An 18,594-nucleotide genomic window follows, 5' to 3' on the forward strand; every position below is an offset into this window, starting at 1 on the left:
GCCGACGACGATCGCATCCACGTTTTTCGTCATCCGCGCACCACCGCCTTGATGTCGTCTGCGCTCTTCGGAACGGCGGCGAGCTCGGCGAGCGTGATCGGCTTGACCGGCGCGCGCAGCCGGTAATAGCCAATCTCCTGCGGGCTCTTGCCCCGCGCCTGCGCCATCAGCTCGGTGACGGTGAGGCCGCAGAGCCGGCCCTGGCACGGCCCCATGCCGGTGCGGCGGTAGGCCTTGAGCTGGTTCGGCCCGGTCGCGCCGATCGCGACGGCGTCGAGAATATCCTTTGCGGTGACCTCCTCACAGCGACAGACGATGGTGTCGCCTGCGGGAATGCGAAACTGCGGCGCCGGCCGGAACAGCGTGTCGAGAAAAACGCGACCACGTTCGGCCTTGGCGAGATCGGCGCGGAGGCTCGCCATCGGCGCAGATTTTTTTGCAGCCGCAGGCGCCAACGCCTCCACTGCCGCGCGTGCCGCGATGCGGCCGCGCACTACGGCTGCGTTCGCCCCGCCGATGCCGGCGCCGTCGCCAGCAATCGCAATGCCGGCGACCGACGAATTGCCGCTGGCATCCAGCACCGGAGACCAGCACAATTGCAAATCATCCCAGCGATGCTCGATTCCGGCCGCCATCGCCAGATTGACGTTGGGCACGACGCCCTGGTGCAGCAGCAAGAGATCCGCAAGGACGGTCTCGCGTTTGCCGCCGGCGACATAGCTGACGTTCGCGAGTTGGCCGTCACCAGAGGCAGCAAGCTCGCTGACACCTGAGACGACCTGCACCTTCGCCTTCACCTCGCGCATCATCGACAAGCCCTTGGCGAAATACGGCGAGGTCAGGAAAGCGAAAGCGTGGGGGAGTGCGGCGAAATAGTTTCCGCGCTCGGTGGTGTCGAGAATGCGATCGATGCGACCGCCGAGACGCAAGATCTGCGCGGCGAGCAGCCAGAGCAGCGGCCCCTGCCCCGCGATCACCGTGCGGCCATCCGGCACCAGGGCCGATGTTTTCAACATGGTCTGCGCGGCGCCCGCGGTCATCACGCCCGGAAGCGTCCACCCGGGAATCGGAAACGGCCGCTCCAGCGCGCCGGTCGCGAGGATCACGCGCCTGGCCTTGACGAAGGCGGACGCGCCGCCGACCGAGACGGCGATATCGAGATTGCGATCGAGGCTCCAGACCGTTGCGCGCTGAATGACCTCCGCGTTGCCTGCGCGTAGCGCCTGCACGAGATCGGTACCGACCCAATAGTCCTCACCGAGCTGGCTGCGGTCGGTCACCGGCGTCGAGGCGATGGCACGAAACACCTGGCCTCCGGGGCCGATATTCTCGTCGAGCAGCAGCGTGGACAGGCCGGCTTCGGCGGCCGTCGCGGCGGCGGCAAGGCCGGCAGGCCCGGCCCCGATCACCACGACGTCATATTCTTCGCGCTTGGGAGCCACAGTCATTTCCCGATCTCCCGCTTGCCCTTCTGAATCTCGATCTGCATGCCGTCGGTGACCGGCACCAGGCAGCCCTGTCGGTTGCCGACGCCATCGATGGTGACGAGGCAATCGAAGCACACGCCCATCATGCAATAGGGCAAACGCAGCGCCCCGCTGACTGCGGTCGAACGGCGTGCATCGCAGCTCGAGGCCAGCAGCGCGGCGGAGACGGTGTCGCCCTGCCGCGCCGCGACGGCAACGCCATCGACGAAGATTTGCACCGCTGGCCGCTTGTCCTGCTCGGATCGTTTGAACATCCTGGCTCCTTCAATGTCCCTAGTAGCCGCTGTTGTTCGCGGCACCGGCGGCGCCAAAACGGCTGGCCGAGAACGCGCCGACCAGCTCGGGCTCGAGCGCGCCTTGCGCAACCATCCGCGCGATCTCGAAGGCGTGGTTGGAGGCGAGTGTCACCCCGGAGTGGCAGCAAGCGACGAAGGCACCGGGATGCGTCTCCGACTGGTCGTAGATCGGAAAGCCGTCCTGCGGCATGACGCGGATGCCGGCCCAGCTCCGGACCACGTTGAGCCGCGCGAGATGCGGAAACATGCGCTGGGCGCGATCCGTCATCACGGCGCTGATCGAGTGCTTCAGCGCGCGATCGTCGAGCTCGTCTTCCTTGCTGTCGCCGATCATCACCGTGCCCTCGTCGGTCTGGCGGATCGTGGTCAGCGGATGCGGCAGAAAGGGCATGGTGCGCTCGGTCACCACGATCTGGCCGCGGGTCGGGCCCATCGGGGCGTGGAGACCGACCATCGGCGCCAGGGTCTGGTTAGCATTGCCGGCGGCGAGCACGATCTTGGCGGCACGGAGCTCGCCCTGCGGCGTCGTCAGGCAGAATTCGCCGCTGCTCCTGCTGATCGCCGAGACCGGGCGCTCCGGAAGATAGTCGATGCCGAATGCCTTGAAGCCGGTGTGGAACGCACGAAACGTGCGCAGCGAATTGACGTGACCGTCGAGTGGACAATAACTGCCGCCGGAGACCTCGGGCCCGATCAGCGGCAGCGCCTTCTTCACCTCGGATGCCGGCAGCATCTCCATCTTGTAATCGGCGGCACCCGTCTGGTTGTGCATGCGCTTGACCAGCTCGGCGCGCTGACCGAACTCGTCCTCGCCAAGCGTCAGATGAAAACCGCCGTTCTGCTGAAGCGAGACATCGAGGCCGGTCTGCTGCTTCAGCTCCGAGGCGAGCCTGCTCCACGCCTGTGACGCCTGCACCGTCCAGACGGTATAGGCTGGCATGCCGAGCCCCTTGCTCTGGACCCAAACCAGCGCAAAGTTCGCGCGTGAGGCGCGCTTGGTGATGTCGCCTTCGTCGAGCACGGCCACCTTCTTGCCGAGTCTTCCCAGGCCCCAGGCGATGGCGGAGCCGAGCAATCCGCCGCCGACGACGGCGACGTCGTAATCTGTTCGCATGGATTCTCCTATCGCCCTGTATCGCCCTTGCCGGCGAGCACGCGGTCGAGCCCGTAGAAGCGATCGAGCAGAATGAGGGCGGTCATGGTGATCGCGATCACGCAGGCCGAGACGGACGTCACCAGCGGATCGATGTTGTCCTGGATGTAGAGGAACATGCGCACCGGCAGTGTTTCGGTGCCGGGTCCCGCGAGGAAGACGGTCATGGTGAGATCGTCGAAGGACTGGATGAAGGCGAGCGCCCAGCCGCTGATGACGCCGGGCAGGATCAACGGCAGCGTCACGCGGCGGAATAGCGTCCAGCCGCCGGCACCGAGCGAGACCGCCGCCATCTCGACCGAAAGGTCCATGCCGGTCGCCGCCGCCAGGGTCAGCCGTAGCGCGAACGGAAACACGATGATGACATGCGCGATGATCAGCGCGGCGAAGCTGCCGCCCATCCCGGCCGAGGTGAAGAAGCGCAGGAACGCGATGCCGAGCACGACATGCGGGATCATCAGCGGCGAGAGAAAGAGGGCCGCGAGCGCATCACGGCCGCGGAAGCGATAGCGCGCGATCGCGAGCGCCGCCGGTACCGCGAATAATAGCGCGACGAACGACGATAGTGCGCCCAGGCCAAGGCTGACCCAGAAAGCATGGACGAATTCGGGATAGTTGGCGATCGCCCTGAACCAGCGCAACGAAAAACCGTTTGTCGGCAACGACAGGAAGCCTTCAGGCGTGAACGCAACGAGGCAGACGACGAGGATCGGCGCCACCATGACGATGACAAAGATGGTGTGGAAGATCAGCGCGAGCGGGCCATTCCGGCTCATCGGAACACCTCCGCGTAACGGCGCTCGATCAGTGCGTTGCTGCCGACGACGATCAAGACCAGCGCGGCCAGCAGCAGCGTGGCGACCGCCGCCCCCAGCGGCCAGTTCAGCGTGTTGAGGAACTCGTCATAGGCCAGCGTCGCCGCGACCTTGAGTCGACGGCCGCCGATGATGGCGGGCGTCGCAAACGCGCTGGCCGAGAGCGAGAACACGATGATCGCCCCAGACAGCACGCCCGGCATGATCTGCGGCATGATGATGCGGTGGATGATGGTCGCAGGGCCGGCGCCGAGCGACATCGCGGCATTCTCGATCTGCGGATCGAGCCGCTGCAGCGCCGCCCACACCGACAGCACCATGAACGGCATCATCACGTGCGCGAGTGCGACCACCATGCCGGTTTCGGTGAACATGAAGGGGATAGGCGCGCGGATCAGCCCGGCCGACATCAGCAGCTTATTGACGAGGCCGTTGTTGCCGCCGAACAGCAGCGCCCAGCCGAGCGTCCGCGCCACCACGGAAATCAGCAACGGCCCCAGGATGACCAGGAGAAAAACGCTCTTCCAGCGTCCGCTCATGCGGTTGAGGATGTAGGCTTCGGGTGCACCGAGCACGGCGGTGAGCAGCGTAGTCAGGATCGCGATGCGAAACGTCCGCCCGAACATCTCGGCGTAATAGGGATCGGTTACGATCTCATGCCAGTTCTTGAGGATGAAGACCGGCTCGATGCCCTTGTACTGGCCCCAATCATGGAAGGACAGCATCACGGTCATTGCCAGCGGAATCAGGAGCACGCCGACGAACAGCATCAAAGCGGGCGCCGTCAGCGCCCAGGGCGTGCGTGCGTTTCGTTCCTCGGCGGAAGCGCTCATGCGACGCCCCTCACGCTCATGTCCTCGGGCCGCCAGGTGAGGTGAACGGCCTCGCCTTCGACCGGCTGCGACCGGCCGTCATTCTGGCGGATCACGGTCGCCGGGCCGCATTCGCTCTCGCACTGGAACAGCCAGTGATTGCCCTGGAAGATGCGTGTGATGATCTTTGCGCTGAGGCCCGCGTCGCCAAAGTCGATCCGCTCGGGGCGAATGCTAATGGTGACGGGACCGCTGCGCCCGACATGCGCAGGCGCGCTCCACGAGCCGACAATCAATCGCCCAGGCGCACTGGTCCGATCGATCGTCGCGGCAAAGTCGTTGGTCTTTCCCAAAAACTGCGAGACGAAGGCCGAGGCCGGCTTCTCATAAGTCTCTTGCGGCGTGCCGATCTGCTCGATCCGGCCCTGGCTCATCACCACGATGCGGTCGGACAACGACATCGCCTCGTTCTGGTCGTGGGTGACGAGGATCGTGGTGGTGCCGATGGTACGCTGGATCTGGCGCAGCTCGATCTGCATCTCCTCGCGCAGCTTGGCGTCGAGATTCGATAGCGGCTCGTCGAGCAACAGCACGCTCGGCTTGATCACCAGCGCGCGCGCCAGCGCCACGCGCTGCTGCTGGCCGCCGGACATGCGACGCGGATGGCGATCCTCGTAGCCGGCAAGCCCGACCATCGCGAGCGCTGCGCGAACGCGCTCGGTCCGTTCGCCGCGCGGCACATTGCGCATCTCGAGCCCGAAGGCGACATTCTCGGCCGCGGTCATGTGCGGAAACAGCGCGTAGCTCTGGAACACGATCCCGAGCCCGCGTTTGGCCGGATGGATCGCGGTCAGATCCTTGCCTTGCAGCCGGATCGCGCCGCGGGTGGGATCGAGGAAGCCCGCGATCATCTGCAGGGTCGTGGTCTTGCCGCAGCCGGAGGGGCCGAGAAAGGAGACGAACTCCCCCTTCCCGACCGCGAGACTGAAGTCGTCGACGACAGTCTGCGCTCCGAATTGCTTGGCGACCCCTTCGAGCTCGAGATAGGCCATCGCACTGTCTCCGGGATGACCGATCAGCGCTCGACCTCGCGATTCCAGCGCTTGGTCCATTCCTCGCGCTTCTCGTTGATGACGGTCCAGTCCGGATTATAGAGCTTTGCCGCGCGCTCGCCGATCGGCGCCATCTTGCCGAGCTCGGGCGGGATCACCAGCGATTTCAGCACCGGGCCGTAGCCGTAATCCTTCAGCATCACGAGCTGGATCTTGGGTTCGAGCAGCATCTTGACGAAGCTAGACGCAAGCGGCGAGGCGTTCGGCTTGGTGATCGGACAGGCGGTCGTCAGCAACGTCGCGGCGCCCTCCTTCGGATAGACGAAATCGACGGGGAAGCCGGTATTGGCAAAGCTCTGCACGCGGCCGGTGCCCCACACCGCGATCACAGCCTGCCCGGACTGGAACAGCTCGGTCATCTTGCCCGGCGACGGCTCATAGGCGAGCACGTTCGGATTGATCTGCTCCTTGAAGATCTTGAAGCCGGAATCGACATTGGACTCGCCGCCGCCATTCATCTTCGACAGCATCACCAGCGCTTCGAGGCCATAGGTGTTGTTGATCGGCGGGATCACGAGCTGCTTGGCGTATTTCGTGTCCTTGAGATCGTTCCAGGAGGTCGGCGGCGCCCAGCCCTTCTCCGCAAACACCTTGGTGTTGTACATCAGGCCGGTCGCGACGATGCCGATCGCGACCGCACGATCGTCCTTGAAGCGCGCGGTGTCGTAGAGATCGGTCGGCAGGCCATCGAGCTTGCCGCAGAAGCCGAGTTGGATCGCCTGGTACATCGGGCCGTCGTCAACGATGGCGACGTCGATCTGCTGGTTGCCCTTCTGCGCCTGGAGCTTGGCCAGCGTGTCGGTGGAGTTGCCGGCGACGTACTCGACCTTGACGCCGTTCTCCTTCTCAAAAGTCGGGATCACCTCGTCGCGGATGGTCTTCTCGAACGAGCCGCCATAGCCGGCGACATAGAGCGTCTTTTGCTGAGCCGTGGCAACCGAGGGGGCGGCGATGAGGGCCGCGATGCTGACCGCTGTCAGAAGGCGAAAAGTCTTCATGTGGTCCGATCTCCATACCGGGATGAGGTGACGTGCCGACGAGTCTCGTTGGCTGAACCTTCCGCATTTCCTTCCGCGCAGATCCCTCTCCGACTAGGGCTCCAGCCCTTGCGCGGCGAATTTTGGCGCGATCCGGAGGTTTAAACCCCTCCAATCTGCCGAAAAAGCGGGCCGTCTCCAGCACTGATGAAAAAGATCGCAAACTCCGGCTTCCATCGTCCAATGAATAATGGCAGCCTCTGCATGCCTAAATATTATGAATGGAAATGGGGATGGCCCGGATCAATTCGCGGCAGGTGGAGGCTTTCCGGGCGACGATGCTGACCGGCAGCGTGACGGAGGCGGCGGCGCTGATGACCGTGACGCAGCCGGCGGTCTCCCGGTTGCTGCGCGACCTCCAGGCGCTGTTGAAGATGGAGCTGTTCGAACGGCGCGGCACCGGCCTCGTGCCGACCGCTGCGGCCATGGCACTCTACACCGAAGTCGAGCGCTCCTTCGTCGGCCTCGAACGCATCACCGCGGCAGCCGAGGAAATCCGCGGCCGCCGCACCGGCTCACTGCGGATCGCGGCACTTCCAGCATTGTCGAATGGCTATTTGCCGCGGCTCACCGGGCACTTCCTGAGGGAGCGGCCGAACCTCAACCTCGCTTTCTTCGGCGTGATCTCGCCGATCGTGGTCGACTGGGTACTGAACAATCAGTGCGACGTCGGCTTTGCCGAGGTGCCCATCGCGCATTCGGGCTTGCCGAGCCAGAAGCTGCCGGCGCCCGCGCGTGTGGCTGTACTGCCCACCGGTCACCGCCTCGCGGAAAAGGAAGTGCTGGAGCCCCGCGACTTCGAGGGCGAGACTTTCATCTCGCTGTCGGCGGGCTCGTCGAGCCGCCACCTCGTCGACCAGGTCTTCCATCGCCACGATGTCCGCCGCGTGCTCAGGGTCGAGACCACGCTGTCGGAGATCATGTGCGGCATGGTGTCGTCAGGACTTGGCGTCGCCATCTGCGATCCCTTCACCGCCCAGGAATTTTCCACCCGCGGCGTCGTCGTGCGCCGCTTCCTGCCGCGCATCGACTTCGAATTCTCGGCGGTCTTTCCGGCACAGCGCAGCCCCTCGCCGGTAGCGCTCGATCTGGTCGAGACCATACGCAAGGCGCTCGCCGAATTCGACGAGCCACCCCTCAGCCGTTGAACGCCGCCTGTGCCTCCGGCAGGTCCCAGATCTTGCCAATCGCAGCGGTGCCGGCAGCCGTGATCGCCGCCTCGTCGGCGCCGAGATAGCGGCCGGCATCGACCAGCATGCGGCCGTCGACCATGACCTGATCGATATTGGCGCGATTGGCGAGCGCGATCAGCGCGCGGCGCGGGTCGAACAGCGGCTGAAGATGCGGATGGGTGAGATCGACGATCGTGAGGTCGGCGGTCGCGCCCGGCTCGATACGGCCGAGATCGGGCCGCTTGATGACATCGGCCGCGATTGCCGTGTTCGCCTCGATCAACTCGGGCGCGTTCGCGACATCGGCACGCGCCGAGGTGATCTTGGAGATCAGCGACGCCGCATTGAGCTCGCCGAGCAGGTCCATGTTGTAGCCGTCGGTGCCGACCACCGTGCGCACGCCGTGCTCCGCGAACTGGCTGAAGGCCGCGGTGACGCCGGCGCGCGCGAACACGCGCGGGCAGTTGAGAACCGTCATACCGCGCGCGGCCATCAGCTTGAGATCGTCATCGGTGCTGAACATGCAGTGTGCCGCCATCAGGTCGGGCGCCAGCAGGCCGAGCCAGTCGAGATATTGCGCCGGCGTGCGGCCGCCATAGCGCTTGCCGATGGTTTCGACCTCGGCGCGGCTCTGCGCCATATGCGTCGTGACGGGCACGCCGAGCTCGCGTGCCCGCGCGGCACAGGCCCTCAACAGATCAGGCCCGCAGGTGTCGGTGGCATGCGGACTCATCGCAAGGCCGATGCGGCCGTCGCCGCGATTATTCCAGCGCTGGTAGAGTGCATCCCAGGTCGCCATGTCGGCTGTGCCGTCATCGCCGGAATAGTGCACCACGCCGTCGGGGCCGGCCTTGGCGTCCGACGTCGAGAACAGATAGGGCGCGCCGTAGAAGCGGATGCCCATCTCCTCGGCGGCATCGAACATCTCCGGGATCGAGTTGCGGAACGGCTCCATCACCGTGGTGGCGCCGCCCTTCAGGAGTTGGAGGATGCCGAGCCGCGCGACCGCCATGCGCTCTTCCGCCGACAAGATATCTGCACCGCGCTTGGTCAGCGGCAAAAGCACCGTGTAAACGATGCTCTGATTGTTGCGGCGGCCGTTGCCGTCCTCGGTGTGGCTGCGCGCCAGCGCTTCGGAGAAGCAGTGATTGTGCAGGTTCAACAGGCCCGGCAGAACGAAGCGGCCGGGACGGTCATGCACCTCGTCCGCCCGCGGCTTGTCGCGCGTGACCGCGGCAATCTTCTTGCCTTCGACCAGAACCCAATGGTCGCGCAACACGTCCTGCGCGCCGTCCTTGCGTGACAGCACATAGCTGCCGAAGATTGCGATCATGCTCATGCGGGGCGTACGTTCCAGAAGACGGCGGTGCCGTCGAGAATGCCGGTGATGGCTTTGCGATAGGCGGTCGGCTGCTTGTACAGGCCAATCGGAATATAGGGGATTTCCTGGAAAGCCACCGCCTGGATCTCACGGCAGATGCGCTGCTGCTCCGCGAGCTCGGAGGCCGCCAGCCACTGGCTGCGGAGCCCGGCCATCTTCTCGCTCGCATACCAGCCGGCGACCTTGCCCTCACCACGGATATTGGTGTTGCCGGCCGGATTGAGCCAGTCGATGCCCTGCCAGTTGCCGACCGCCGCGCTCCAGCCGCCCTGCCCGATCGGGTCCTTCTTGAGTTGGCGTTGCAGCACCACGGCGAAATCGAGCCCGGCATATTCGACGTTCATGCCGGCCTTGCGCAAGGAGTCGACGGCGATCTCGCCAAGCGGCTTCTGCGCCAGTGAGTTGGTGGGCACGAGCACCACGACCTTCTTGCCATTATACCCCGCGGCCTTGAGATCGGCCTTCACTTTGGCGTAGTCACGCGGGCCGCGGAAGACATCGAGGCCGACATCGCTGGCCATCGGCGTATTCGGCGCGAAATAGCCGATCGGTGAGACCTGGAAGTTCGGATCGGTACCGGCCACCGCGGTCATGAAGGCGGATTGATCGATGGCCCCCAGGAGCGCGCGGCGAACGGCAGGATTGTCGAACGGTGGCTGAAGATGATTGAGGCGCAGCATGCAGGCGTAACCGCGGGGATCGAGGATCCGCGTCTCGATGTCGCCGGCCGCCTTGATGATCGGCAGCAGGTCGTGTGGCGTGGTCTCTTGCCAGTCCTGCTCCCCGGTCTGCAGCGCGGCGACGCCGTGCCGGCATCGGGCGTGGTGGTCCAGACCACCCGATCGTAGTGCACGATCTTCGGGCCCGCTGTCCAATCCGGTTTGCCGTCCGTGCGCGGCTGATAGCGCTCGAACCTGGCATACGCGTTGCGCGCACCCTGCACGCGCTCGTCGGCGAGATAGCGGAACGGGCCGCTGCCGATCACTTCGGTGAGCGGCTTGAACGGATCCTGGCCCGCCAGCCGCTCCGGCATCATGAAGCACGCGTTGATCGCGGCCTTGCCCAGCGCTTGCGGCAACAGCGGGAATGGACGTTTGAGGCGGAAGCGGATGGTGCGGTCGTCAGTGGCCGACAGCTCGTCAGTCGCCTCCATCAGCTCGCCGCCAAAGCCGTCGCGCGCGGCCCAGCGGCGGATGCTCGCGACGCAGTCGCGGGCGAGCACGCGCTCGCCATCGTGCCAGAACAGACCGTCGCGCAAGCTGAGGTCCCATTGCAGCCGGTCGCCGGAGACGACATGGCCCGACAGCATCTGAGGCGAGACCTGGAGCGAAGAGCTCATGCCGTAGAGCGTGTCGTAGACCATGAAGCCGTGGTTTCGCGACACTTGTGCCGTCGAATAGATGGGATCGACGAAGGCGAGGTCGATCACCGGAATGAAGCGTAGCGTGGTCTGGGATTCGGCGCGCAGGATGCCCGGAAATGACAGCGCCGGCACCGCGGCTACGGCCTTGAGGAGCGAACGGCGGGAGACGGGCATTGCAAGAGGCTCCTGAAGGATCTTACGTGTTCAACAAGACCGCGCCGATCGCAGCGGCCACCGCCTGCTGCGCCGGCTCGACCACGGGCACACCGATGGCATCCGCAATCGCCGCGCGGTGCGAGGCCATGCCGGCGCAGCCCATCACCACGACATCGGCACGGCATTGCGAGACCAGCGCGCGGCCGGCTTCAATCAACCGTCCCCGGATGTCCGCGCCTGCCGTCTCCGCCGCGCTCGCGCCGACCGACCAGCTTCCGGCATAGCGGCTGTCGATGCCCATCAGCCGCACCATCCGCTGCTGGCGGCGAATGCTCGACGGCGACAGCGCGATGACGCCAAATCGCTCGCCCAGCATCATTGCGCGAAAGATGCCGCACTCGGCGATGCCCATCACCGGGCGCCCGCCGGCCGCCTCGCGCACCGCATGCAGGCCGGGATCACTGAAGCAGGCGAGCACGAAGGCATCCGCATCGGCGCGCGACACACGGTTGACCAGCGGCATCACCATGCTGTCGGCGTCGCGTTGCGAGCTGATGCCCGGCGGCCCCCCGGCAAGGCCGACGACCTCGATTGCGGGTCCGCCGGCGATGCGTAGCGGCGCGACGGCGTCGTCGATCGCCGCCGTCACCGATGCGGAGGAGTTGGGGTTGATGACGAGGATACGGGTCATGGCGTGGCTCAACTTTTTCCGGCCTCGTGGCGCAGGAAGTTGGCCGCGATCTTCTCACCGGTCGTGATCCAGACATCCGGGCACGACTTTGCGTAGGTCAGGAATTCGCGCAGCAGGCGCAGCCGCATCGGTCGACCGCTGCATTGTGGATGCAGCACGGTCGTCACCATCGCGCCCCAGTCTCTGGTTTCGTCGAGCTCGTCCTTCCAGATCGAGAGCACATGCTCCTTGGGGAAAATCGAGCGCGGACTGAAGCGCGCGGACAGGCCGTGCATCCAGTCGTCATAGCTGGCGGTCACCGGCAGCTCGATCGTGCCCGGCTTGCCGTCGGCGAGACGATGGCGATAGGGCCGCACGTCGTCGCGGAACGAGGAGGTGTAGACGATGCCGTGGCGCACTAACGCCACCCGCAGTTCCTCGGTGAATTCGCCGTAGGGCGCGCGGTAGCCGGTCGGCCTGACGCCGAGCCGGCGCTTGAGCGCCTCGAACCCGCGCTCGAGCTCCTCCTCGATCCAGGGATCGCCGGGATCGGGCAACAGATGGTGATAGCCGTGGTGGCCGATCTCGTGACCGGCCTTGAGAATGGCCTCGGCCATCGCCGGATGCGCGTCGACCGACCATCCCGTGACGAAGAAGGTCGCCTTGAGATCGAGCTGTTCGAGCAGCTCCAGGAGCTTCGGCGTGCCGACGCGCGCCTCATAGCCGCCATAGCTCATGGTGATGAGCCGCTGGGCGTGCACCGCGTCCTTGCTGGTCCAGGCGCTCTCCGCGTCCACGTCGAACGACAGGAACATCGCCGAATTGTACGGCTTCGGCCAGGGGTATTCCGGTGCAGGATCCGCGGTGTTGGCCGGAACGAGCGGAATGCTCTGGAGTGCCTTACTGTCCAGCATTGATGGTCGCCTTTTCGAGTGCGTTGTCGGTCAGTTTCCACTTGGCGAGGAGCGTGCGATAGGTGCCATCCGCGATCAGTGCATCGACCGCCTCGAGCATGGCTTGCTGCAGCGCCTTTTCCTTGACCGGCAGAGCGATGCCGGTGAATTGCTGCGCGATGGGCTCGCCCACGGTCGCATAGGTGCCGGGCTCGAGGTCCATGATGTAGGGCAGCGTCTCGTTGCCCTGGGCGGCGGCATCGATGCGGCCCTGCCTGAGCTGGGTGCGGGCGTCGGCCGAGCCGTCGGTGCCGACGAACTGGATCGGATTGGTGCCGCAATTCTTCTCGCTCCAGGCCGCGATCTGCGCGGGGAACATGGTGCGGCGGCTGGCGCCGACCTTCTTGCCACAGAGCGCGGCTGCGTCCTTGAACTCCGCCTTGCGCGACTGCTGCACGAAGAACTGCGGGCCGCTGCGCAAATAATCGACGAAGGACGCGATCTCGTGCCGGCTGGCATAGTCCGTGAAGCCGGACAGGATGGCGTCCACCCGCCCGGTCGAGATCGACGGCATGAACTCGGCAAAGCTGGTCTCCTGCCACTCGATCTTGACGCCGAGCTTGCGGCCGATGGCCTCGCCGAGATCGATGTCGAAGCCGGACAACGCGTTGGTGGCGGGATCGCGGAACTCCATCGGTGGATAGTTCGGCACCAGCGCGACCTTGATGCTGCCGCGCTTGGCGATCTCCGCCGGCAGCTCGACTGCCATGACCGGAGCGCTCATGGCGCCAACGAGTGCCGCCGTAACCAGAAGTCTCTTCATCGATACGCCCCCATTCAGATCACTGCCGAAAGAAATGCCTTGGTACGCTCCTCGCGCGGCGCGCCCAAGACATCGGATGCGCGCCCGTGCTCGATGATCGCGCCCTGGTCCATGTAGACGACGCGGTCGGCGGCCTCGCGCGCGAAGCCGAGTTCGTGCGTCACGACCATCATGCTCATGCCGCTCCGCGCCAGCTCCTTCATGACCGCCAAGACCTCGCCGACGAGCTCGGGATCGAGCGCGCTGGTCGGCTCGTCGAACAGCATCAGCATCGGCTTCATGGCAAGCGCGCGGGCAATCGCGACCCGCTGCTGCTGGCCGCCGGAGAGCTGGGCGGGATACGCGTCCGCTTTGGCCGACAATCCGACGCGCCGCAGCAGCTCGATCGCCTCAGCGCGCACCTCGTCGGATTTTCGGCCTTGAACCTGGAGCGGACCCTCTGTGATGTTTTCGAGCGCGGTCTTGTGCGGAAACAGGTTGAAGCGCTGGAACACCATGCCGGTTTTCAGCCGTTGCCGCCCGATTTCGCGCTCGCTGAGCCGATGCAGTCGTCCGCCCTGCTCGCGCACGCCCAGGAGCTCGCCGTCGAGCCAGATGCCGCCGCTGTCGATCGCCGCGAGCTGGTTGATGCAGCGGAGCAGTGTGGTCTTGCCCGAGCCGGAGGCGCCGATCAGACACATCACCTCGCCGGGCCAGACGTCGAGCGTGACGCTCTTGAGAGCCTGGAACTCGCCGAAATTCTTGGCGACGGAGCGAATCGCGACGAGGGGTCTTGTCATCGCGCGAGCCGCAATGTGCCGCGCGCAAAACGGCGTTCGAGCAGCATCTGGAGCGGCGTCAGGATTGAGACGACGAGCAGGTACCAGAGCCCGGCCACGATCAGGAGCTCGATCACGCGCGAATTGGCGTAGTAGATGTTTTCGGCGTTGTGCAGCAGTTCCGGATACTGGATGACGCTGGCGAGCGAGGTCGCCTTCACCATGCCGATGAACTCGTTGCCGAGCGGCGGGATCACCACCCGCATCGCCTGCGGCAGCACGATCCGGCGCAGCGCACGCAGGCGTCCCATGCCAATCGCCTGCGCGGCCTCATATTGCCCGATATCGACTGACAGCATGCCGGCGCGCATCACTTCCGAGGTATAGGCACCCTGGTTGATGCCGAGCCCGAGCAGCGCGGCAAGGAACGGCGTCATGACGTCGACGGCGCGCGCACTCCACAGGCCGGGAATGCCGATGGTCGGAAACACCAGCGCGAGATTGAACCACAGCAGCAGTTGCAGGATCAGCGGCGTGCCGCGGAACAACCAAGTGTAGCCGGCGGCAACGGTCTTCAGTACCGGGTTGGGCGACAGCCGCATGATCGCGACGACGACGCCAAGGAAGATACCGAGCGCCATCGCCAGCACCGCCATCACCATGGTGTTGACGATGCCCTCTATGATCACCTTTGCGGTCAGGAAGCGGCCGACATAAGACCATTCGATCTGGCCGCCCGCAAAAGCGCGCCCGATCAATGCAAGCACGAGGACGATCAGCGCCGCGCTGAGCCAGCGAAACCAGTGCGGCTCGCGCGCGACCCGCATTCCCGACAGATCGGGAAAACCCTCCGCGAGTGCCGGTGCCGGCTTCATTGCGGCGCCGCGTTCAGCATGGGCTGGGCGACCGCGTTGCCGCCAAGGCTCCATTTGTCGAGGACGGCCTTGTAGGAACCGTCGGCGATCATCGCGATGAGCTTCTCGGTCACCACTTCACGAAGCGCCGCATCGTCCTTGCGGAACATGATGCCCTGATAGCCTTTGGCAAAGGGCTCGCCGATCACGCGGTATTTGCCGGGTTCCTGCGTCTGCGCATAAGGCAGCGTCTCGCTGCCCTGTACGGCGGCGTCGATACGGCCCTGCTTGAGCTGGTTGCGAACGTCGATCGAGTTCTCGCCCGGCACGTACTGGATCGCCGGCTTGCCGGCCGGCTCGCAATTCTGCTTGCTCCACTTCTCGATCTCGACCGGGAAGCTGGTGCTGCGGGTGGTCCCGACCTTCTTGCCGCAGAGATCGGTCGCAGCCTTGGCTTCGTTCTCCGCCATCACGAAGAACTGCGGGCCGGTCCCGAGATAATCGACGAAATCTGCGGTCTCGCGCCGCGAGGCGCGATCGGAGATGCCGGAGATGATGAAGTCGGCGCGCCTGGTCTGGAGCGACGGGATCAATTCGGCGAACGGCGTCTCGCTCCAGACGATCTTCAGGCTGAGCCGCTTGGCGAGCTCGTTCGCCAGATCGACGTCGAGCCCGACGAGCTCATTCGTTGCGGGATCGCGATATTCCATCGGCGCGTATGTCGAGTTGACCGTGAGCTTCAACGCGCCCGCCTGCTTGATCTCGGCCGGAAGCTCCGCCGCCTGCGCGGACGTGGCGGCCGTCAGCGCTGCGATGCCGAGGAAATACGAGAGGCGCGTCATATCGGCTCCTTTGCCAACGTTGCTGGAACGTCCTGTCAGTCCGCGTCGAGAACCGCGGGTTCGATGACGCCGGCGCGTTCGGTGATCACCCTGTATTGCTCCGGCCGCCGGTGCGCGGCGAAGTTGAACATCTTGTCCTTGCCCTGGCGGCAGAGGTCCAGATCGATATCGGCGACGATCACCTCGTCGGTCAGCGTTGCGGCCTGCGCGACGATGCGGCCATTGGGATCGACGATGCAGGAGCCGCCGATCAGCCCGGAGCCGTCCTCCTCGCCCGCCTTCGCCACCGAGATCGCCCAGGTCGCGTTCATATAGGCGTTGGCCTGCGTCACCAGCGTGGAGTGGAAGGTGCGCAAGGAGGCATCTTCCGTGCTACCGCCATTGGGATCATAGGCCGCCGAATTGTAGCCGATGCAGACAAGCTCGACGCCCTGCAGGCCAAGCACGCGCCAGGATTCCGGCCAGCGGCGATCGTTGCAGATCATCATGCCCATAATGGCGTGGGCCCAGGCCGAGCCGGCGCGGAAGGCCGGAAAGCCGAGGTCGCCATAGTCGAAATAGCGTTTCTCAAGCTGCTGGTAGCGCGCACCTTGTCGCGGCTCGACCGAGCCCGGCAGGTGCACCTTGCGATAGCGGCCGAGCAGCTCGCCGTCGCGGTCAACCAGGATGGCGCAATTGTAGCGGCGTCCATCCGGCGTCAGCTCGGCATAGCCAACATAGAAGCCGACGCGCAGCGCACGCGCACGGTCAAACAAGGCGGCGACGTTCGGGTTCGGCATTCCGCGTTCGAAATAATGGTCGAGCGCGTCGCCTTCGAGCAACCAGCGCGGAAAGAATGTGGTGAAGGCAAGCTCGGGAAACACCACGAGGCTGGCGCCGCGGCCGGCCGCCTCTTCCAGCAGCGCAAGCATCCGCGACAGCGTATGCTCGCGCGGATCGGCTTTTTGCGTCGGCCCCATCTGTGCGGCGGCAGCGCGAAGGACACGAACCAAGATTGCCTCCAATCTGTGCGCAGTGGCGCCTCAATGGGCGGATGAACCCTTTGATGCGACGTGCAAATCCGCGGCCATTACGCGGAAGCGGGGCTGCAAAATCAATTCGTTCTGCTATGATGTTTTGGCCCAGAGTATAATCGGCAGTGATATGAACCTGCGCCAGCTCGAGATTCTCCGCGCCGTCATCCGCCACCGCACCACGGTTGCGGCCGCCGACGAACTGGCGCTGTCGCAGCCTGCCGTCAGCAATGCGCTGAAGACGATGGAGGCGCAGGCGGGTTTTGCGCTGTTCGAGCGCGTCAACAACCGGCTGTTTCCGACCACGGAAGCGATGGCGCTCTACAAGGAGAGCGAGGCGATCTTCGCGCTGCACGCAAAGCTCGAGAACCGCGTGCGCGATCTGCGCGAGAACCGCTCCGGGCATCTCGCGCTGGTCGCGACGCCGCCGCTCGCCTACAGCATCATCCCCGCGGCGCTGTCAGGCTTCCTGCGCCGCCGCCCGGAGACGCGGGTGTTCTTCGACGTGCGGCGCTATGAGGGCATCATCGAAGGCGTGCTCAACCGCGTCGCCGAGCTCGGCTTCGCGCTCGGGCTGACACATCATCCGGGCATCGCCCATGAGGTGGTGCACACCGGCGAGATGGTCTGCGTGCTGCCGCCGCAGCACCCGCTCGCCGACCGGCCGGTGATCTCGGCAGCCGACCTGTCCGGCCTGCCCTTCATCGGGCTCGAGCGCGGCACGCGGCTTGGCGAGGCCGTGCGCGACAGTTTCGCACGCGCCGGCGCGCCGTTCCAGCCGACCGTCGAGGTGCGCTACTGCAACACGGCCTGCGTGCTCGCCGCCGCTGGCGTCGGCGCCGCGGTGGTCGATCCCTTCTCGCCACGGCAGAACGGCGGGACCGGCCTCGCCGTACGGCCGTTCGCGCCGACGACGCACGCCGTGGCCTATATGCTATGGTCGGAAGCCGAGCCGCTGTCGCGCCTGGCCAAGGCGTTTCTCAACGAGGTCCGGAAAGAGAGTGCGCTGCTGGAGCGCACAGCGCCACACCAACAACATGGGGCAGGAAGCGACTGAGCTTGACCTTTACCGGAGGGCACATGGCACGCATCACCATCATCGAGACCGGACAGGTCCCACAAAAATATTGCGAGCGCCACGGTTCATTCCCGGACATGTTCGAGCGCATGGTCCGCGCCGAGGATCCGACAGCTACGGTCGAAATCGTCAGCATCCCGAACGGCGATGCGCTGCCCGATCCGCGCAATTTGGAGGCGGTGCTGATCACCGGCGCGGCCGCCGGCGTCTATGACGGGCTCGACTGGATCGCGCCGCTGGAAGATTTCGTGCGCACGGCCTACGCCAACAGGACACCCATGGTCGGCGTCTGCTTCGGCCATCAGTTGATCGCGCAGGCGCTCGGCGGCACCGTGCGCAAGTCGGAGAAGGGCTGGGGCATCGGCCGGCACGTCTATCAGGTGCTGCCGGACAACGGCGTCGTTGACGGCGAAGCGGTCGCCATCGCCTGCTCGCATCAGGACCAGGTGATGGAGCCGCCCAACGATGCGCTGACGATCCTCTCCTCCGATTTCACCCCGCATGCCGGCCTGCTCTACGCCAACGGCGCGACGCTCACCCTGCAGCCGCATCCGGAGTTCGACGTGGAGTTTGCGCAAGTGTGCTGCGAGCTGCGCATCGGCAAGGCGCCGGAGGATGTCGTTGCCACCGCGAGGGAATCACTGGCGCAGCCGATGGATCACGCCAAGCTTGGTGGCGCGATTGCAAGGTTTCTGGCGAAGCGTACGGCAACGTAGTCCGCAGCTCTCGCCACGCAGACTCTTCCCTTCTCCCCTTGTGGGAGAAGGTGGCGCGAAGCGCCGGATGAGGGGTCTCTATCCGCGGATTCAATCGCGAGAGGTGCTCGCTGAGGGAGACCCCTCACCCGTCTCGCCGCTTCGCGGCGAGCCACCCTCTCCC

Annotated in this window: 18 protein-coding genes and 1 pseudogene; 3 read left to right on the plus strand and 16 right to left on the minus strand. The window is 65.4% G+C overall.

Features of this window, described 5'->3' with window-relative positions:
* Positions 1-29: 29 nt before the first annotated feature.
* Genes IVB32_RS19645 through IVB32_RS19675 form a run of 7 tightly spaced genes read right to left on the minus strand, consistent with a single transcriptional unit; the run spans position 30 to position 6,673 of the window.
* On the minus strand, positions 30-1,448 hold the full coding sequence (locus IVB32_RS19645) for a (2Fe-2S)-binding protein (RefSeq protein WP_018453757.1): 1,419 nt from the start codon (positions 1,446-1,448) through the stop codon (positions 30-32).
* Positions 1,445-1,741 carry a (2Fe-2S)-binding protein gene (locus IVB32_RS19650; protein WP_018453756.1) on the minus strand — a complete coding sequence of 99 codons (297 nt, stop codon included), beginning with the start codon at positions 1,739-1,741 and terminating at the stop codon, positions 1,445-1,447. Before IVB32_RS19650 ends, IVB32_RS19645 begins: the two co-directional genes overlap by 4 nt.
* A gap of 19 nt (positions 1,742-1,760) precedes the next feature.
* A complete protein-coding gene (locus IVB32_RS19655) occupies positions 1,761-2,897 on the minus strand; it encodes an FAD-dependent oxidoreductase (RefSeq protein ID WP_018453755.1) in 1,137 nt (378 codons plus the stop codon).
* Positions 2,898-2,905: 8 nt separating this feature from the next.
* The gene (locus IVB32_RS19660; RefSeq protein WP_018453754.1) at positions 2,906-3,712 is read right to left on the minus strand and encodes an ABC transporter permease; all 807 of its coding nucleotides are present in this window, start codon (positions 3,710-3,712) and stop codon (positions 2,906-2,908) included.
* The gene (locus IVB32_RS19665) at positions 3,709-4,584 is read right to left on the minus strand and encodes an ABC transporter permease (protein WP_018453753.1); all 876 of its coding nucleotides are present in this window, start codon (positions 4,582-4,584) and stop codon (positions 3,709-3,711) included. The genes IVB32_RS19660 and IVB32_RS19665 overlap by 4 nt, the downstream gene beginning before the upstream one ends.
* On the minus strand, positions 4,581-5,615 hold the full coding sequence (locus IVB32_RS19670; protein WP_247370666.1) for an ABC transporter ATP-binding protein: 1,035 nt from the start codon (positions 5,613-5,615) through the stop codon (positions 4,581-4,583). Before IVB32_RS19670 ends, IVB32_RS19665 begins: the two co-directional genes overlap by 4 nt.
* Before the next feature lie 23 nt (positions 5,616-5,638).
* Complete coding sequence (locus tag IVB32_RS19675) at positions 5,639-6,673, minus strand: ABC transporter substrate-binding protein (RefSeq protein WP_018453751.1); 1,035 nt, start codon at positions 6,671-6,673, stop codon at positions 5,639-5,641.
* Between the two features lie 272 nt (positions 6,674-6,945).
* Between IVB32_RS19675 and IVB32_RS19680 the strand changes: the two genes are divergently transcribed.
* Positions 6,946-7,860 carry a LysR substrate-binding domain-containing protein gene (locus IVB32_RS19680; RefSeq protein WP_018453750.1) on the plus strand — a complete coding sequence of 305 codons (915 nt, stop codon included), beginning with the start codon at positions 6,946-6,948 and terminating at the stop codon, positions 7,858-7,860.
* Here IVB32_RS19680 and IVB32_RS19685 read toward each other — a convergent pair.
* The 9 genes and pseudogenes from IVB32_RS19685 to IVB32_RS19725 all read right to left on the minus strand — a co-directional run bounded on the left by IVB32_RS19685 (position 7,850) and on the right by IVB32_RS19725 (position 16,616).
* The gene (locus IVB32_RS19685) at positions 7,850-9,223 is read right to left on the minus strand and encodes an amidohydrolase family protein (RefSeq protein ID WP_018453749.1); all 1,374 of its coding nucleotides are present in this window, start codon (positions 9,221-9,223) and stop codon (positions 7,850-7,852) included. The two genes, IVB32_RS19680 and IVB32_RS19685, sit on opposite strands and share 11 nt — an antisense overlap.
* Positions 9,220-10,802: pseudogene (locus IVB32_RS19690) on the minus strand (ABC transporter substrate-binding protein). The gene IVB32_RS19685 and the pseudogene IVB32_RS19690 overlap by 4 nt, the downstream one beginning before the upstream one ends.
* A gap of 22 nt (positions 10,803-10,824) precedes the next feature.
* A complete protein-coding gene (locus IVB32_RS19695; protein WP_247294022.1) occupies positions 10,825-11,475 on the minus strand; it encodes an aspartate/glutamate racemase family protein in 651 nt (216 codons plus the stop codon).
* Between the two features lie 8 nt (positions 11,476-11,483).
* Entirely contained in the window at positions 11,484-12,368 is an 885-nt protein-coding gene (locus tag IVB32_RS19700; protein WP_018453746.1) for a polysaccharide deacetylase, read from the minus strand.
* Positions 12,355-13,170, minus strand: coding sequence for an ABC transporter substrate-binding protein (locus tag IVB32_RS19705; RefSeq protein ID WP_026232589.1), 816 nt, complete (start codon positions 13,168-13,170; stop codon positions 12,355-12,357). Before IVB32_RS19705 ends, IVB32_RS19700 begins: the two co-directional genes overlap by 14 nt.
* A 14-nt stretch (positions 13,171-13,184) precedes the next feature.
* Complete coding sequence (locus tag IVB32_RS19710; protein ID WP_018453744.1) at positions 13,185-13,949, minus strand: amino acid ABC transporter ATP-binding protein; 765 nt, start codon at positions 13,947-13,949, stop codon at positions 13,185-13,187.
* On the minus strand, positions 13,946-14,803 hold the full coding sequence (locus IVB32_RS19715; protein WP_018453743.1) for an amino acid ABC transporter permease: 858 nt from the start codon (positions 14,801-14,803) through the stop codon (positions 13,946-13,948). The genes IVB32_RS19710 and IVB32_RS19715 overlap by 4 nt, the downstream gene beginning before the upstream one ends.
* Entirely contained in the window at positions 14,800-15,624 is an 825-nt protein-coding gene (locus tag IVB32_RS19720; RefSeq protein WP_247370670.1) for an ABC transporter substrate-binding protein, read from the minus strand. Before IVB32_RS19720 ends, IVB32_RS19715 begins: the two co-directional genes overlap by 4 nt.
* A 35-nt stretch (positions 15,625-15,659) precedes the next feature.
* The gene (locus IVB32_RS19725; protein WP_083926347.1) at positions 15,660-16,616 is read right to left on the minus strand and encodes an N-carbamoyl-D-amino-acid hydrolase; all 957 of its coding nucleotides are present in this window, start codon (positions 16,614-16,616) and stop codon (positions 15,660-15,662) included.
* Positions 16,617-16,767: 151 nt separating this feature from the next.
* Here IVB32_RS19725 and IVB32_RS19730 point away from each other — a divergent pair, with 151 nt between their 5' ends.
* Together IVB32_RS19730 and IVB32_RS19735 are read left to right on the plus strand one after the other, a co-directional pair.
* Complete coding sequence (locus tag IVB32_RS19730) at positions 16,768-17,694, plus strand: LysR family transcriptional regulator (protein ID WP_018453740.1); 927 nt, start codon at positions 16,768-16,770, stop codon at positions 17,692-17,694.
* Between the two features lie 23 nt (positions 17,695-17,717).
* On the plus strand, positions 17,718-18,431 hold the full coding sequence (locus IVB32_RS19735) for a type 1 glutamine amidotransferase (protein ID WP_018453739.1): 714 nt from the start codon (positions 17,718-17,720) through the stop codon (positions 18,429-18,431).
* Positions 18,432-18,594: the final 163 nt, after the last annotated feature.

This window comes from Bradyrhizobium sp. 23 (genome assembly GCF_023073295.1).
In the GTDB taxonomy this organism is placed as follows: Bacteria; Pseudomonadota; Alphaproteobacteria; order Rhizobiales; family Xanthobacteraceae; genus Bradyrhizobium; species Bradyrhizobium canariense_D.